This is a genomic window from Rhodanobacter spathiphylli B39 (assembly GCF_000264295.1).
In the GTDB taxonomy this organism is placed as follows: domain Bacteria; phylum Pseudomonadota; class Gammaproteobacteria; order Xanthomonadales; family Rhodanobacteraceae; genus Rhodanobacter; species Rhodanobacter spathiphylli.
Genome location: NZ_AJXT01000006.1, coordinates 52,616 through 65,994, shown reverse-complemented (window position 1 = coordinate 65,994; position 13,379 = coordinate 52,616). Strand labels below are relative to the sequence as shown.

Genomic DNA, 13,379 nt, shown 5'->3' with positions numbered 1-13,379 from the left:
TCAGTGCGAGGCGATGGCATGGTGCTCGGGCGGATCAGCACGGTCAGCGCCGCGTGGCCAGCACGCCGTCCAGCGCGAGTTCGGCCCTGAAGCCGGCTTTTTCCAGCCGCTTCTGCACTTCACGGGGCACGTCGCGGCCGCTGGTCAGCCGGTTCGGGCTGCCGGTGTAATGGAACAGTCGACCGCCACGACGCAGCACGCGCGCCAGCTGGTCGTAGAACGCCTGCGAATACAGCTCGCCGGCGATGCCGAAGCGCGGCGGATCGTGCAGCAGCGCGTCCACCGAGGCGTCGGCGATCTGCGTGATCGCCTGCGATACGTCGGCATGGGTCAGTTGCAGACGGCCGCCGCTGGCGGGCGATTCCGGATCGGGCGACCACGGGTTCAGCGTGCGCAGCCACAGCACGTCGGCGTTCTTCTCGAACGAGTGGATGCGCGCCACGCCCGCTGCCAGGCAGCACGCCGCGAAATAGCCGAGCCCGCCGCAGGTATCCAGCACCACCTTGCCGCGCGGTTCGACCAGGGCCACCTTGCGGCGGGCGTCGTCGAACGGTGATTCCTTCGACGTCGGCAGCATCTTGATGCCGTCGATCTCGAACGTGGGCGCACCCCATTCGGTGGGCACCAGCTTGATCAGCGAGTTGGCGTAGCGCGCCACCGGGGCGAACTCGTCGCCGTCCCAGTGATAAATCGTGCGGTCCTTCAGCCGTGCCGGATACGGATAACGCAGGCCGCCGCGTTGCCAGGCCTCGGGCTCCAGCGCGACCGCCTCGCCGCTGACGCCCAGGTCCAGCGAGCCCGCCCATTCATCGGCGCCGGCGTTGCGTGCCGCCAGCAGGGCTTCGGCAAGCTGGCGCGTGAGCAGGGGGCCGGAATAGTGCGACACGATGGACGATCTCCTTGGGCGAGGACAGCGCGCGGAACGGGGCGAAGGGGCGGCATCGTAACCCGGTGGCGAACACGGCGACCACGCGAACCGCACAGGCCGCGGCCGGCAGCACGCCCGGACTCGCTCACGAAACAGCCGCCTCTCAGCGCGACGAAGCAGCGATCTGCGAGGGACTCACGCCCAGCAGGCGGCGCATGCAGCGGGCCATGTGGCCGGGATGGGCGAAGCCGGCTTCCAGCGCGATGTCGGTCAGGCTGGCGCCGCCTTCGAGCAGCCGCGTTCGCGCGCGCTCCACGCGCCGTCCCATCACGAAGCGATGGGCCGGCATGCCCACCGCCTGGCGGAACAGCGGCTTGAAGTGCGACAGGCTGAAGCCCGCCACGCCGGCCAGCTCGGCGAGCGTGAGGTCCTGGTCGAGATTCGCCTCGATGTACTCGATCACGTGGCGCAGCCGCCACGCCGGCAGTGCGCGGCCCGGGGATGGAACCGGGCTGCGCGATTGCAGGGCGAGCAGACGCGCCGCCAGCGCCGCGGCGAGGCTGTCGGCGAACAGGCGGCCACCCGGATAGGCGTCGTGATCCTCGGCCTGCATCATCCAGCCGATCCGTTCGACCTGGGGATCGCGGATGTGGATCGACGGCGCCAGCCCGGCGTCCTGCGATGCCAGCCCCATCGCGTCGGCGGTATCCCCCAGCAGTGCCGGGGTCAGCCGCAGCAGCAGCGAGCGCGCGGGCCGCGTCAGCGTCCAGCGCGTGCTCGAACCGGCGGGGACGACGCAGAACTGGCCATGGATGCGCGTGCCGCGCCGTTCGTGCCGCCCCATGCGGTAGCTGACCGGCACCGGGTCGCCCAGATGCAGGCAGAGCACGTGGCGATCGTCCAGCGGCGAATCGAACCGGCCCGACGGCACCGGCGAGGTGAGCACGTCGAGCAGCGGCATGCGGTTCGGGCCGCTGCCCGACAGCAGCGGTGCCGGTGGCGCGGGATAGCAGGCGGGGCGATCGCTCATCGGCGCATCCTCGCGACGGCGCGGGGTAGTGCACAAGTGCCGAAAATCATCCTTCCGTGTCCGCCAGCGGCCGTTTGTGCGCGCCCGGTCCGCGGCGAGGCGTCAGCATGTCCCCGGCGCAGCGGCGCATGGCAAGGAGATCGAAATGAAGCGCAGGCAATTCCTGCAGTTGACCGGGGCGGCGTTGGCCGGCGGTGTCGCCGGTGTGTGCATGGCGCGAACGGACATCGTCCGGCGCGCCACGGCCGTGGCGATGCCGCCGACCGACGCGTCGGCGTTCGGCAAGGCGCGGCGTTTCGCCGAACTGCCCTGTGGCCGCATCGCCTACGTCGAGCGTGGCGCGGGCGAGGCGGCGCTGTTCCTGCACGGCGCGCCGTTGAACGGTTTTCAATGGCGCGGCGCGCTCGATCGGCTGTCCGCCCATCGGCGCTGCATCGCGCCGGACTTCATGGGGCTGGGCTATTCGCAGGTTCCCGCGGGGCAGTCGCTGGCGGCCGATGCCCAGGCCGGCATGCTCGCCGCGCTGCTCGATGCGCTGGCGGTCGGCAAGGTCGACATCGTGGCCAGCGACAGCGGCGGCGCGGTGGCCCAGCTGTTCCTGGTTCGTCATCCCGAGCGCGTGCGCAGCCTGCTGCTGACGAACTGCGATGTCGAACCGGACAGTCCGCCGGCCGGGGTGATGCCGGCGATCGGGATGGCGCGCGCGGGCACGCTGGCCGAGGCCACGGCCCGATGGCTCACCGACAAGGCGCTGGCGCGCTCGACGTTCGGCGCGGCCGTCTATCGTGATCCGGCCCGCCTTGCCGACGAGACCATCGAGTATTACGTCACGCCGCTGGTGAGTTCGCCGCTGCGCCGGGCGCAGTACGAGGCGTTCCACATCGCGCTGGCGCCCAATCCGCTGGCCGGCATCGAGGCCGCGCTCAGGCGCAGTGCGGTACCGGTGCGCATCGTCTGGGGCGCCGCCGACCAGGTCTTCGCGCTGGCGGATGCCGAGTATCTGGACCACACCTTCCCGCAGTCGCGCGGCGTGCGCCGCGTGCCGGACGCAAAGCTGTTCTTTCCCGAAGAGTTACCCGACCTCGTCGCCGAAGAGGCGCGGCGCCTGTGGGGCATCGGCTGATGGAAAGGCTTCCCGCCTGCTGCCCGTCCCGCCCAAGCCGATGGAGTCTGCGTAGCGTGCGATCGATCATCCTGTTGTCCGCCTTGATGTCCGGCCTGTGCCTGGGCCAGCCTGCCGCTGCCGCGCCGTCACCCGATGACACCAGCAGGATCGACCACGTGCTGTTGTGGGGGCGCAGCATCGACCAGGTCAGCGCGGTGATGACCGTCAAGCTGGGCTTCCAGGTCCGGCCAGGGCGCAATCCCGACGGCGTGGCCAATCGCTATGTGCGGATGTCCGATGGAAGCTATGTCGAGCTGGAGGGCATCACCCGGCCGGACGCGCGGATGGACCCGGGCATGCGCGCGGATCAGTTCGCGCTGCGTGGTGGCCCGGGCGCCCGCACCTTCGGCCTGCGTTCGTCGACGCTCGATCGGGAGCGCCTGTCGCTGCGCCAGCGCGGCTTCGCCCCGACGGAGATTTTCTCGGCAGCGCCGAATGATCCCGATGGCGACGGCCCCGCGGCGCCACCGCGCTGGCGGCTGTTCGCGTTCGAGCGCCAGCCGCTCTCGAGCAACCTGTTCTTCATCGACTACGCCGCGGGCAGACCCACGCCGACCCGCGTCGCCGACGCGCGGAGCGCGCGCGTGCATCCCAATGGCGCGCGCGAGCTGTCCGCGATCTGGCTGCTTTCGTCGAACGCCGAGACGGACCAGCGGCAACTGGCCGCGATGGGTTTTGCCGACGCCACGCCGGTGAGCGTGGCCCAGGTGGGCGCGCGCGGGTATTGCGTGCCGATCGATCGCAAGCGCGTTCTGGTGTTGCAGCCGGATGGCGCGGGGATCGCTGCCGATGCGCTGCGCAGCGGTGGGCCGCAGGTGCTCGCGATCAGCGTGGCCGTGGCGGACATCGCGAGCGCAAAGCGGCAGGTCGAACGCGGATACGAAAAGCCGCTGGCCGGCTATCGCGGCTTGCTGGGGCCGTCCTTTCTGGCACCGACGCGGGAGGATCTCGGGCTGCTGGTCGAATTCCACACAGGCTTCGGCGTCGCCGCAACCTCGCCCTGCGGCGGCTGATGCCGCGGGGGCATGGCCGTCCTGTCGATCCGGCCGCGCTTCGTTCGTCGCCATGCCAGGAGCGCGGTTTGCCGCGCGACCGCAGCCTTCCCACAGGAGATGACGATGCGATTCCTTTCGATGATCCGGATCAACGAGAACAGCGGGCAGCGGCCCAGCGAGCAGCTGATGGCCGACATGGGCAAGCTGATGGCGGAAATGACCGCGGCCGGCAGCCTGCTGGATACGGCAGGCCTGCGGCCCACGGCGGAAGGCGTGCGCGTGCGCCTGTCGCAGGGCCGGCAGACCACCACGGACGGTCCGTTCGCCGAAACCAAGGAAGTGATCGGCGGCTACGCGCTGCTGCAGGCCGATTCGATGGAGCAGGCGCTGGCGCTGACCCGGCGCTTCCTCGACGTGCACGGCAGCGACTGGGAAATCGAGTGCGAGGTGCGCCAGGTCGACGAGGAGTGCGCACCGCAGCGGTGAGCCGGTGCGGCCGCCGGGGACTCGCGGCGGCCAGGGATCGCCGGGCCGGTTCAGGCCCGGCGATCTTGTCCCCCTGATCAGTCCGCCTTGACCAGTTCCACGCGGCGGTTTTTCGCCCGTCCTTCCTCGCTGCGGTTGTCGGCGACGGGGCGCTCCTGGCCGAAGCCGGCGGCGCCGAGTCGCTCGGCTGGCACGCCGGCCTGCACGATGGCGTCCATCACGCTGTTCGCGCGGGCTTCGGACAGCGCCTTGTTGGAGGCGGCGTCGCCCACGTTGTCGGTATGGCCTTCCACACGGAGCTTCAGCGCGGGCGAAGCCTTCATCATCATCGCGACCTGCTGCATGGTGGCCAGGTCGTCGGGTTTCAGCACTGCCTTGCCGGTGTCGAAGTTCACGTGCAGGGTGATGAAGCCGTTCTTGTCGAGTTCGTCGCGCAGCTGGTTGGCGGTCACCGCCTGCGCCATCGCCGCCACTTCGGCGACCACCAGCAGGTAATCCTGGGTGGGCGCGCCGTAGATGTCCGGCACCAGCTTGACCCACACGTCCTTGCCGCCGGTGTGCACCTTCAGCGTGGTCTCGCCGCCATCGCCCTCGCTGGGCAGGCGTTCGTAGACCACCTCGCCACCGATCTGCCTGATCGCGTTCTGGTAGTTGCGGATGATCTGCAGCGGGCTGGCCTGGGTCTCGGGACTGCCGTAGAAATAGCGCAGGCTGGTGGTGTCGCCTTCCACGGTTTGCGTGGTGGCGTTGTCGCCCTTGCCGACCTTGAACTCGGTGGCGTTGTAGGCCTTGCTGTATTCGCTGATGTACGAACCCGGATAGCGGGTGAGCAGGGGGTGATCCTTCGAACCGGCGATATCGTCGCCGGCGAGCGCAAGCAGGGGCAGGGCAAGGCTGAGCGCGAACATGAAGACACGGACGATCCGATTCATGGCGGGCACCGGCAGTGGCAGGTGGCGGCATGATGCGCCCGATCGGCCGGCCAGGGGAAGCCGGGCGAAAGGCGGCATCAGGCCGTGTCGGCGTGCTCCGGTCGGCTGCGCGCGGCCTGGTCCAGGCAGTCGCGCAATTGCCGCAACGCAGGCAGCAACTGATCGGGTTCGCGCAGCGCCTTGCGCGCCGCGCCGATGCTTCGGCGCACCTCGACCGGCGGCGCTGCGCCTTGTTCCAGCAGGGCGATGGCCGGGTCGATGCAGGCGTGCAGGGCATCGATCCAGTCTGCGGGCTTCGCCGCCTCGCCTCGGCGCATGGCCCATCGGCTGGCCCTGAACGCCGGGGCGATCTGTGCGACCTGCGTCCACGCCGCCAGCACGTCGCCTCGCGTCCGCGCCGGCGTGGCCGGATCGAAGGCATCGCCGAGCATGGCCAGTGCATCGGCGATGCGCCGGCGCAGCACGTTGCGCGAACGCACCGGGTAGACCAGCCAGGCGGCGGCCACGCCGATCAACGCGCCGATCACGATCTCCTGCAGGCGCAGCCCCAGGTCATGGCTGGCCGAGCGGCCTTCGAAACCCTGCAGCAAGGCCAGCGCCAGGGTGACGAACAGCGCCCACCAGGCGTAGCCGAGCGGACGCAGCCAGATGCCGAAGAACACCGCGGCGAGGATCAGCGCGACGGTGGCGCCATCGTGGCTGCCCAGGTGCACGCTGAAGCCCAGCGCCAGCATTGTGCCGAACGCGGCGCCGAGCACGCGCAGCACGCTCTTGTACGCCACATCCAGCCGTCCGCGGTTGCCGCTGTTGACGATGAAGGCGGTCAGCACGATCCACGCCCAGCGCTGCGCGAAGAAGGTGTAGCCGACGACGAACGACAGCGCCAGCGCCACGGCCATCTGGATGGCCATGCGCGTGCTCGCGATCGGCCGCAGCGAGCTCTCGTGCGCGGGCGCAACGGCGATTCCGGTGGTGGTCGCTGCCTGCGCGGGCGGCAGCACGCGCAGCCGCCGCGCCAGCGCGTGGAAGGCCGCCACCCAGACCAGCGCCAGCAGCGCCACGACGATCGGCACCAGTGCCGCCATCAGCGGTCCCAGTCGCTGGCTCGGTACATGCGGCGTGGTCAGGATCACCACGAACGGCAGCGCGATCAGCGAGCCGGCGCGGCGCGTCATCGGGCCAAACCGGCGCAGCCAGATCGACACGAACATGCCGGCCACGAAGACGAGGGCGCCCAGCCACGGCGCATGCAGCAGCAACATGCCCACCGCAGTCGCCAGCAGGCCGACGATCGGCAGTGCCACCGCCGCTTCCAGTCGGCCGCGCAGGTCGCGATCCAGATGGCTGCGCGCGAACGACAGGCACAACACCACGGCCAGCACCGCGGGGCCGGGCTCGGCATCGATCGCCATGGCGCAGCCCAGGGTGGCCAGCATCGCCAGCATGGTCACGACCGCCTCCCTTCCGGCACGACCGAGCGCGGAGGTGGTGGCGTCGAAGGCGTTGCGGGCCGTGGTCGGCGTGTAGTCGGTGGGCGTCATCGAGGCATAGAGTAGTCGAGCCGGCGGGCGACGCGGGAGAGAGTCGATGCACGTTGTGGCGGTGATCGTGGTGCTGCTGACCGTGCTGCTGCTGGGGCGGTCGATCGAACAGAAGATGTTCCGCGGCGATGCGCAGCGTCAGGACCGGTTCCGGCGCCGGCTGCAGGCATGGAGCGGGTGGGCGGCAGCGATCGCCGCCGTGCTGGCCGTCATCGCCGTGGTCTGCATGCGCGCGTTGAGCGCGACGCCCTGATTGTCGCGGCGGCGGCGTGGCTCAGTGCGTGGGCAAGGTGTAGCTGAAGTCGTAGTCGTGCCGACCGTCGACGATGGTGATCGTCATGGCGCCGTCGAGGCCCGCCAGTTCGCCGGTGCCGGAGCCGGGCACCACCACCACGGTCCATTCCCGCGGCGTGCCAGCGACCATCAGGGCGCGGTGCACCAGCGCGAAACTGCCGCTGCGGCCGTGCAGCTTGCCGCTGACTGTCTCCAGCGCCACGTAGGCGCCGGACGTGCTGCCGTCGCCGGCGGCCAGCATCTCGCCCTGGCTGGTGGCGTCCAGATCGCCGTGGAACTGCTTGTCCAGCGACAGTCGCGCCAGGCCCGAAGCTTTGGCCTGGGGATTGTCGGGCGTCTGCGGGGAAACCTTGACGTCGAAATGGCCGGTGGCGTGCATGGTGGTGGACTCCGTGGGGGCTTGTGCAAGCGCTGCCGCAGGCAGCGAAACGGCGATGACGAGCAGGAGCCGTGGGATGGCTTTCATGGGAGACTCCCGCGTGATGTCATGCCGACAATGAAAACACGGTTGGGGACGCGATGATTGTAAAAACGCGACAGGCGCGTGCCACCCCTTGCGGACGACGCGGATGAACGGCGGCGTCGGCAAGGCCCGTGGCGTGTTGCGTCCGGCGCCAGGCGCGCCGTCGACGGGCCTGTTCCACCACGCCCGCATCGCGCCACCGCCGGCGCTGGCCGGCGTGGTGCAGCATTACTGGATCGTGCGCTGGGATCTGCAGGGCGGCCCGCCGCAGCTGCGCGAAACGCTGCCGCACCCGAACGTGCACCTGGCATGCGACGCTGCCGGCAACCGCATCCATGGCATCCACACCGGCCGCTTCAGCACCGTGCTGGAAGGCTGCGGCGGCGTGTTCGGGGTGAAGTTCCGCCCCGGCGGTTTCCACGGCTTCCTGCGGCAACCGGTATCCGTGCTGCGCAATCGCTCCATCGCGCCGGAACAGGTGTTCGGCACCGTCGCCGCCGAACTGGCCACGATCATCCAGGCATCGCCGGACGACGAACACATGGTGTCGCTGGCCAGCGACTTCCTGGTCACCCGTCTGCCGCCACCCGATGCGCAGGCGCTGCGCGTGGGCGAGATGGTGGACGCCATCGCCATCGACCGCAGCCTGCGCACCCTCGACGACCTGGCGACCCGCTGGAGCATCACGCCGCGCACCCTGCAACGCCTGTTCAACCAGTACGTGGGCATCGGCCCGAAGTGGGTGATCAACCGCTACCGCATGCACGAAGCACTCGAACGCGTCGACGCGGGCAAGCCGATGGACTGGACGCAACTGGCGCTGGACTTGGGCTACTTCGACCAGGCCCACTTCATCCGCGACTTCAAGGCGCTGGTGGGGTGTTCGCCGGTGGGGTATGCGCGGCGGGTGCAAGCGGGCTGAGGTCGCGTCGGCGCGATGTCAAGGTGTGGTCCTGATTCGACGACGTCGTCGCGCCGCTTGTATCCGGCAACCCTTGTTGGATCGAAGCATGGGGCCGCTTGACCAGGCAATGTTGAAGGCTGACCATCCGATGGCACATGCCCTCATGCGTGGCCTACCAGGCGCCAGCCTTCAATGACAGACATTCTTGGCTTCCCGCCTCATATGGCCGCGATGATCGTTGCGGTCGGGCTCACTTACTTCCTCATGTCGTGGGCGACGGTCTGGTGGCCCGCCATGGTTGCGTACCGGGGCGGTCGCCTGATGCCGCGTCGCTTCCTGTTCGTGGTCGTCGTTGCCTGCTTGTCGTACGGCATTTTTTCTTTCCTGCTGTTTGCTCTTTTCTTCCTGGCCGAGATGTATGCCATGTTCGTGGCACCCCAACTGGATCGACTCGGCCATCCGGCTGGGAGGCCGGTGCTCGCCGTGATTCGCTTCCTGGAACATTACTGGTGGCTTGTGTTGCCGCCTCTTCTGTTCGCCGCCACCTTTTTCATCACCCGCAAGCTGTCCAGTCGGTGGGAGAAAATTTGCGTGGCGCTCGAGGGCTGACATTTTCCTGGGAGATTCTGGATGGCCTTGGGTGCATGGGTTTCTACAACCTCGTCAGAGCGCACGATGAAACTCTTCCTACGCCCCACATTGGGCATCGCGCTTCTCTTGCTCGTCAGCAGCTGCGTCAAGCCACGCCCTGACCAGATCTATCGCGGCACGTACTTCTACAATTTCGAGTCTTCCTCGTTTACGCCCGAAGGCACAAACGAGAACTGGTGCCTGAGCGGGGATCTCCGCAAGGCGGAGTTGCCGGCCAGGGGCCCCGGCGGTCCCTGGGGTTCGGCTTACGTGGTGGTTCGTGGCGAACTCGGCCCCCCGGGTCACTACTGCAACATGGGTGCCTCGAAGTACGTGCTCACGGTCCACGATGTCATTGAGGTCAGGGACAAGGTCGCCAGGGACTTGTAACGTGCGCCCGCGCACCTTGTGACGAAAGCACACCGCATGGCCGCCGCGCCCGCTTTTCTGTATGTTGGCGGCTTCCCAACGCCAAGGCGCGCCGCATGACCGCATCGCTGGAACACCCGGACCATCTTCGGCGCAGCCTTTCCAACCGGCACCTGCAGCTGATCGCCATCGGCGGCGCGATCGGCACCGGTCTGTTCATGGGCTCGGGCAAGACGATCAGCCTGGCCGGGCCGTCGATCCTGCTGGTCTACCTGATCATCGGCGTGATGCTGTTCTTCGTGATGCGGGCGATGGGCGAGCTGCTGCTGTCCAACCTGGAGTACAAGTCGTTCATCGACTTCTCCACCGACCTGCTGGGGCCGTGGGCCGGTTTCTTCTGCGGCTGGACGTACTGGTTCTGCTGGATCATCACCGCGATCGCCGACGTGATCGCGATCGCCGCCTATACGCAGTTCTGGTTTCCCGACCTGGCGCCGTGGATTCCCGCGGTGCTGTGCGTGTTGCTGCTGCTGAGCCTGAACCTGGTCACGGTGAAGCTGTTCGGCGAGATGGAATTCTGGTTTGCGCTGATCAAGATCATCGCGATCTGCGCGCTGATCGCCGCCGGCTTCGCCCTGGTGGCCTGGGGCTTCACCTCACCGACAGGACACCAGGCGTCGGTGGCGAACCTGTGGAATGACGGCGGCTTCTTCCCGAAGGGGCTCAGCGGCTTCTTCGCCGGTTTCCAGATCGCCGTGTTCGCCTTCGTCGGCATCGAGCTGGTCGGCACCACGGCGGCCGAGACGGCCGACCCGCAGCGCAACCTGCCCAAGGCGATCAACTCGATCCCGGTGCGCATCATCATCTTCTACGTGCTGGCCCTGGTGGCGATCATGATGGTCACGCCGTGGCGCATGGTGGAGCCGGGCAAGAGCCCGTTCGTGGAACTGTTCGTGCTGGCCGGCATTCCGGCCGCGGCCACCCTGATCAACTTCGTGGTGCTGACCTCGGCCACGTCCTCGGCCAACAGCGGCATCTTCTCGACCAGTCGCATGCTGTACGGCCTGGCCGAGGAGCAGCACGCGCCGAAGACGTTCGCGCGGCTGTCGCGCGCCGCGGTGCCGTCGCTGGGCCTGCTGTTCTCCTGCGTGTGCCTGCTGCTGGGCGCGGCGCTGATCTACCTGATCCCCGACCTGATCACCGCGTTCACCCTGATCACCACCTTGTCCGCGGTGCTGTTCATGTTCGTGTGGTCGCTGATCCTGTTTGCCTACATCGCGTACCGGCGCAAGCGCCCGCAGTTGCATGAAGCGTCGACCTACAAGATGCCCGGTGGCGTGTTCATGTGCTGGGCCTGCCTGGCGTTCTTCGTGTTCGTGCTGGTGCTGCTGAGCCTGCAGCCGGATACCCGCGAGGCGCTGATCGCCAGCCCGGTGTGGTTCGTGCTGCTGGGCATCGGCTACCTGTGGAAGGGGCGCAAGGCGCGCGGCGCCTGAGTCCGGTCCCGGCATGAAGCGGCGTTCCACGCGGGGAGTCCTGTTGTTGCTGCTGGGCCTGGTCGTCGCGGGCCAGGTCACCGCGGCGGACGTCGCGATGCCGGCGCATGCCTCGTTCAACATCGATTCGACGGTGCTGCACGAGGCGCGGCACATCAACGTGTACACGCCGCCGACTTACGCCACGGCGAAGGACGCCCGTTACCCGGTGTTGTACATGCCCGACGGCGGCCTGCAGGAAGACTTCCCGCATGTGGCCGCCGACGTCGACGCGGCGATCCGGGCCGGCGCGATGCGGCCGATGATCGTGGTCGGCATCGAGAACACCGAACGCCGGCGCGACATGACCGGCCCGACCACGCTGGCCAGCGACCGCGAGATCGCGCCGCGCGTGGGCGGATCGGCCGCGTTTCGCGCCTTCATGGCGGACGAGCTGATGCCCGAAGTGCAGCGTCGCTATCGCACGGACGGCCATCGCGCGATCGTGGGCGAATCGCTGGCCGGCCTGTTCGTGGTCGAGACGTTCTTCGCCCAGCCGAAGCTGTTCGACACCTGGATCGCACTCAGCCCCAGCCTGTGGTGGAACGACATGGCGCTGGCCCGCGGTGCCGCGGCGCGACTGCAGGCGCAGCCATCACTGGCCTCGACCCTGTACGTGGCCAGCACCGGCGACGATGGCCTGGACGAGAGCGGCGGCGGCCTGCTGCGGGACGCCCTGCGCAAGCACGCGCCGCGCGGACTGCGCTGGTACTACCAGCCGTGGCCGGAACTGAAACACGCCACCATCTATCGCGGCGCATCACCCGCGATATTCCGCCAGCTGTTCGCGCCGAAGTAGCGGTTCTCACTCCGCAGGGCTGACCTGCAGGAGCGCACCCTGTGCGCGATGCTCTGGCGAGTCTGGACGCACGCCGAAAAGCCTCGCGCACAGAGTGCTTCTGCGGGCGGGGTGATGGCTCAGTCGCGGTCGGGGGCGCCGAGCGGGAAGTACGAGCGATAGGGTCGCGCCTCGTCCACCGCGCGGGCGAACGAGGGACGCGCCAGCAGGCGCTGCCGATACGCGACGAGACGGGCGAAGGCGGCGGGGATCGGGTGCGCCCAGTCGGCGTAGAACAGGGCGGGCGCCGCGGCGCAGTCGGCGAGGCTGAAGTCGCCGCCAGTGGCCCAGTGCCTGTCGGCGAGCTTGTGGTCGAGCCAGGCATAGGCGGTGTCGAGCAAGCGGCGGGCTTCCTCCACGCCGCGGACATCGCGTTCGGTGGCGGGGCGCAACTGGTCGAACACCATCTTCTGCAGCGGCGTATGCACGTAGTTGTCGAAGAAGCGGTCGAGAAAACGGGCTTCCAGCGCGGCCTCGGCATCGTCGGGAATCAGCCGCTGCGGACCGGGATGCTGCTGGCCCAGGTACTCGATGATGATGCTGGATTCGATCACGTTGCGTTCGCCGTCGCGCAGCAACGGCATGCGCCGCAGCGGCCACCAGGCGGTGAATTCGCGGTCGGTTTCGGCATCGTCCGGGGTGAGCAGGCGCAACTCGAAGGCGATGTCATTCTCGTACAGCGCGATCAGCACCTTCTGGCAGTAGGACGAGAACGGGTGGGCGTAAAGCTTGACAGTCATGGTTGAAGACCTGGGTGGCGAGGTATGCGGAGGCGACGAACGAAGGTGGGCGGAATCGACAGGCCATGCCCGACGCTCCCGGATTGCCCCGGCAAAGGTCGCGCTGCGTCAGCGGCTGCGAGGCGTGCCGGATTCGCGCGGGCAGCGGCGGCGCCGCCGGTGCAACGGATCGCCGTCTGTCTCGACCGGGCTTGACCGCGATCAAGGCAAGGCCGCGGCGGGGCGACCACGATCGACACCGGCGACACCGGCCAGGTGTCGGTGCAGCGAGGAACTTCGATGGAATTTCATATTGCGCTGGTCGACGCATCCCCCGAGCCCGCCGTGGTTCAGGACGCGCTGTTCGACGTCGATCCCACGGCCGTGGTCGACCTGGACATGAGCGGACTGGTGATGCGCATATCGTCCTCGGCCACGGTCACCGACCTGGTCGAGGTGCTGGGGCAGGTGGGCTGGACGGTGGCGCCCGCACAGGTCGCGCAACAGCCGACGATCTGCTGCGGCGGCTGCAGCGGCTGAACCGCATCGACACACGTCTCTTGTTGAACGCGCGCCATTCGCTCGCGCGCGTCGGCGCGCGGGCCTTTCC

General features: G+C 68.5%; 16 protein-coding genes. 10 read left to right on the top strand and 6 right to left on the bottom strand.

Features of this window, described 5'->3' with window-relative positions; translation table 11 throughout:
* Positions 1-43 precede the first annotated feature (43 nt).
* Both UU7_RS04965 and UU7_RS04960 read right to left on the bottom strand, forming a co-directional pair.
* A complete protein-coding gene (locus UU7_RS04965; protein ID WP_007805951.1) occupies positions 44-886 on the bottom strand; it encodes a class I SAM-dependent methyltransferase in 843 nt (280 codons plus the stop codon).
* 145 nt (positions 887-1,031) lie between these two features.
* Positions 1,032-1,898, bottom strand: a complete 867-nt coding sequence (locus tag UU7_RS04960; RefSeq protein WP_007805949.1) for a helix-turn-helix domain-containing protein — start codon at positions 1,896-1,898, stop codon at positions 1,032-1,034.
* 145 nt (positions 1,899-2,043) lie between these two features.
* Between UU7_RS04960 and UU7_RS04955 the strand changes: the two genes are divergently transcribed.
* The 3 genes from UU7_RS04955 (at position 2,044) to UU7_RS04945 (ending at position 4,544) form a co-directional block, all read left to right on the top strand.
* Positions 2,044-3,021: an alpha/beta fold hydrolase gene (locus UU7_RS04955; protein WP_007805948.1), complete on the top strand. Its 978-nt coding sequence runs from the start codon at positions 2,044-2,046 to the stop codon at positions 3,019-3,021.
* A gap of 56 nt (positions 3,022-3,077) precedes the next feature.
* Positions 3,078-4,076: a VOC family protein gene (locus UU7_RS04950; RefSeq protein WP_007805946.1), complete on the top strand. Its 999-nt coding sequence runs from the start codon at positions 3,078-3,080 to the stop codon at positions 4,074-4,076.
* A 105-nt stretch (positions 4,077-4,181) separates the two neighbouring features.
* Positions 4,182-4,544: a YciI family protein gene (locus UU7_RS04945; RefSeq protein ID WP_007805944.1), complete on the top strand. Its 363-nt coding sequence runs from the start codon at positions 4,182-4,184 to the stop codon at positions 4,542-4,544.
* Positions 4,545-4,621: 77 nt separating this feature from the next.
* Here the strand turns inward: UU7_RS04945 and UU7_RS04940 are convergent, their stop codons facing one another.
* A complete protein-coding gene (locus tag UU7_RS04940) occupies positions 4,622-5,476 on the bottom strand; it encodes an OmpA family protein (protein WP_050981415.1) in 855 nt (284 codons plus the stop codon).
* 77 nt (positions 5,477-5,553) lie between these two features.
* Complete coding sequence (locus tag UU7_RS04935; protein ID WP_007805940.1) at positions 5,554-7,017, bottom strand: FUSC family protein; 1,464 nt, start codon at positions 7,015-7,017, stop codon at positions 5,554-5,556.
* Positions 7,018-7,063: 46 nt separating this feature from the next.
* Here UU7_RS04935 and UU7_RS04930 point away from each other — a divergent pair, with 46 nt between their 5' ends.
* Positions 7,064-7,270 (top strand): hypothetical protein, encoded by a 207-nt coding sequence (locus UU7_RS04930; RefSeq protein ID WP_007805938.1) that lies wholly within the window; start codon positions 7,064-7,066, stop codon positions 7,268-7,270.
* Between the two features lie 21 nt (positions 7,271-7,291).
* Here UU7_RS04930 and UU7_RS04925 read toward each other — a convergent pair whose 3' ends face one another.
* Positions 7,292-7,777 carry a DUF3224 domain-containing protein gene (locus UU7_RS04925; protein ID WP_238530889.1) on the bottom strand — a complete coding sequence of 162 codons (486 nt, stop codon included), beginning with the start codon at positions 7,775-7,777 and terminating at the stop codon, positions 7,292-7,294.
* 103 nt (positions 7,778-7,880) lie between these two features.
* Here UU7_RS04925 and UU7_RS04920 point away from each other — a divergent pair, with 103 nt between their 5' ends.
* The 5 genes from UU7_RS04920 to UU7_RS04900 all read left to right on the top strand — a co-directional run bounded on the left by UU7_RS04920 (position 7,881) and on the right by UU7_RS04900 (position 12,011).
* Positions 7,881-8,696: a helix-turn-helix domain-containing protein gene (locus tag UU7_RS04920; protein ID WP_007805934.1), complete on the top strand. Its 816-nt coding sequence runs from the start codon at positions 7,881-7,883 to the stop codon at positions 8,694-8,696.
* 174 nt (positions 8,697-8,870) lie between these two features.
* Positions 8,871-9,287 carry a hypothetical protein gene (locus UU7_RS04915; protein WP_007805933.1) on the top strand — a complete coding sequence of 139 codons (417 nt, stop codon included), beginning with the start codon at positions 8,871-8,873 and terminating at the stop codon, positions 9,285-9,287.
* 66 nt (positions 9,288-9,353) lie between these two features.
* On the top strand, positions 9,354-9,698 hold the full coding sequence (locus UU7_RS04910; RefSeq protein ID WP_040672858.1) for a hypothetical protein: 345 nt from the start codon (positions 9,354-9,356) through the stop codon (positions 9,696-9,698).
* 95 nt (positions 9,699-9,793) lie between these two features.
* Positions 9,794-11,173 carry a D-serine/D-alanine/glycine transporter gene (gene cycA / locus UU7_RS04905; protein WP_007805930.1) on the top strand — a complete coding sequence of 460 codons (1,380 nt, stop codon included), beginning with the start codon at positions 9,794-9,796 and terminating at the stop codon, positions 11,171-11,173.
* Positions 11,174-11,186: 13 nt separating this feature from the next.
* A complete protein-coding gene (locus UU7_RS04900; RefSeq protein ID WP_040672856.1) occupies positions 11,187-12,011 on the top strand; it encodes an alpha/beta hydrolase in 825 nt (274 codons plus the stop codon).
* 119 nt (positions 12,012-12,130) lie between these two features.
* Here UU7_RS04900 and UU7_RS04895 read toward each other — a convergent pair whose 3' ends face one another.
* Positions 12,131-12,790 (bottom strand): glutathione S-transferase family protein, encoded by a 660-nt coding sequence (locus tag UU7_RS04895; protein ID WP_007805927.1) that lies wholly within the window; start codon positions 12,788-12,790, stop codon positions 12,131-12,133.
* Positions 12,791-13,069: 279 nt separating this feature from the next.
* Between UU7_RS04895 and UU7_RS04890 the strand changes: the two genes are divergently transcribed.
* On the top strand, positions 13,070-13,309 hold the full coding sequence (locus UU7_RS04890; RefSeq protein WP_007805924.1) for a hypothetical protein: 240 nt from the start codon (positions 13,070-13,072) through the stop codon (positions 13,307-13,309).
* Positions 13,310-13,379 lie beyond the last annotated feature (70 nt).

Bases quoted from the DNA above. Each gene is read 5' to 3' on its own strand.
- UU7_RS04960 (WP_007805949.1), bottom strand. From the start codon at position 1,898: ATGAGCGATCGCCCCGCCTGCTATCCCGCGCCACCGGCACCGCTGCTG.
- UU7_RS04955 (WP_007805948.1), top strand. From the start codon at position 2,044: ATGAAGCGCAGGCAATTCCTGCAGTTGACCGGGGCGGCGTTGGCCGGC.
- UU7_RS04945 (WP_007805944.1), top strand. From the start codon at position 4,182: ATGCGATTCCTTTCGATGATCCGGATCAACGAGAACAGCGGGCAGCGG.
- UU7_RS04940 (WP_050981415.1), bottom strand. From the start codon at position 5,476: ATGAATCGGATCGTCCGTGTCTTCATGTTCGCGCTCAGCCTTGCCCTG.
- UU7_RS04935 (WP_007805940.1), bottom strand. From the start codon at position 7,017: ATGACGCCCACCGACTACACGCCGACCACGGCCCGCAACGCCTTCGAC.
- UU7_RS04930 (WP_007805938.1), top strand. From the start codon at position 7,064: ATGCACGTTGTGGCGGTGATCGTGGTGCTGCTGACCGTGCTGCTGCTG.
- UU7_RS04925 (WP_238530889.1), bottom strand. From the start codon at position 7,777: ATGAAAGCCATCCCACGGCTCCTGCTCGTCATCGCCGTTTCGCTGCCT.
- UU7_RS04920 (WP_007805934.1), top strand. From the start codon at position 7,881: ATGAACGGCGGCGTCGGCAAGGCCCGTGGCGTGTTGCGTCCGGCGCCA.
- UU7_RS04915 (WP_007805933.1), top strand. From the start codon at position 8,871: ATGACAGACATTCTTGGCTTCCCGCCTCATATGGCCGCGATGATCGTT.
- UU7_RS04910 (WP_040672858.1), top strand. From the start codon at position 9,354: ATGAAACTCTTCCTACGCCCCACATTGGGCATCGCGCTTCTCTTGCTC.
- cycA (WP_007805930.1), top strand. From the start codon at position 9,794: ATGACCGCATCGCTGGAACACCCGGACCATCTTCGGCGCAGCCTTTCC.
- UU7_RS04900 (WP_040672856.1), top strand. From the start codon at position 11,187: ATGAAGCGGCGTTCCACGCGGGGAGTCCTGTTGTTGCTGCTGGGCCTG.
- UU7_RS04895 (WP_007805927.1), bottom strand. From the start codon at position 12,790: ATGACTGTCAAGCTTTACGCCCACCCGTTCTCGTCCTACTGCCAGAAG.
- UU7_RS04890 (WP_007805924.1), top strand. From the start codon at position 13,070: ATGGAATTTCATATTGCGCTGGTCGACGCATCCCCCGAGCCCGCCGTG.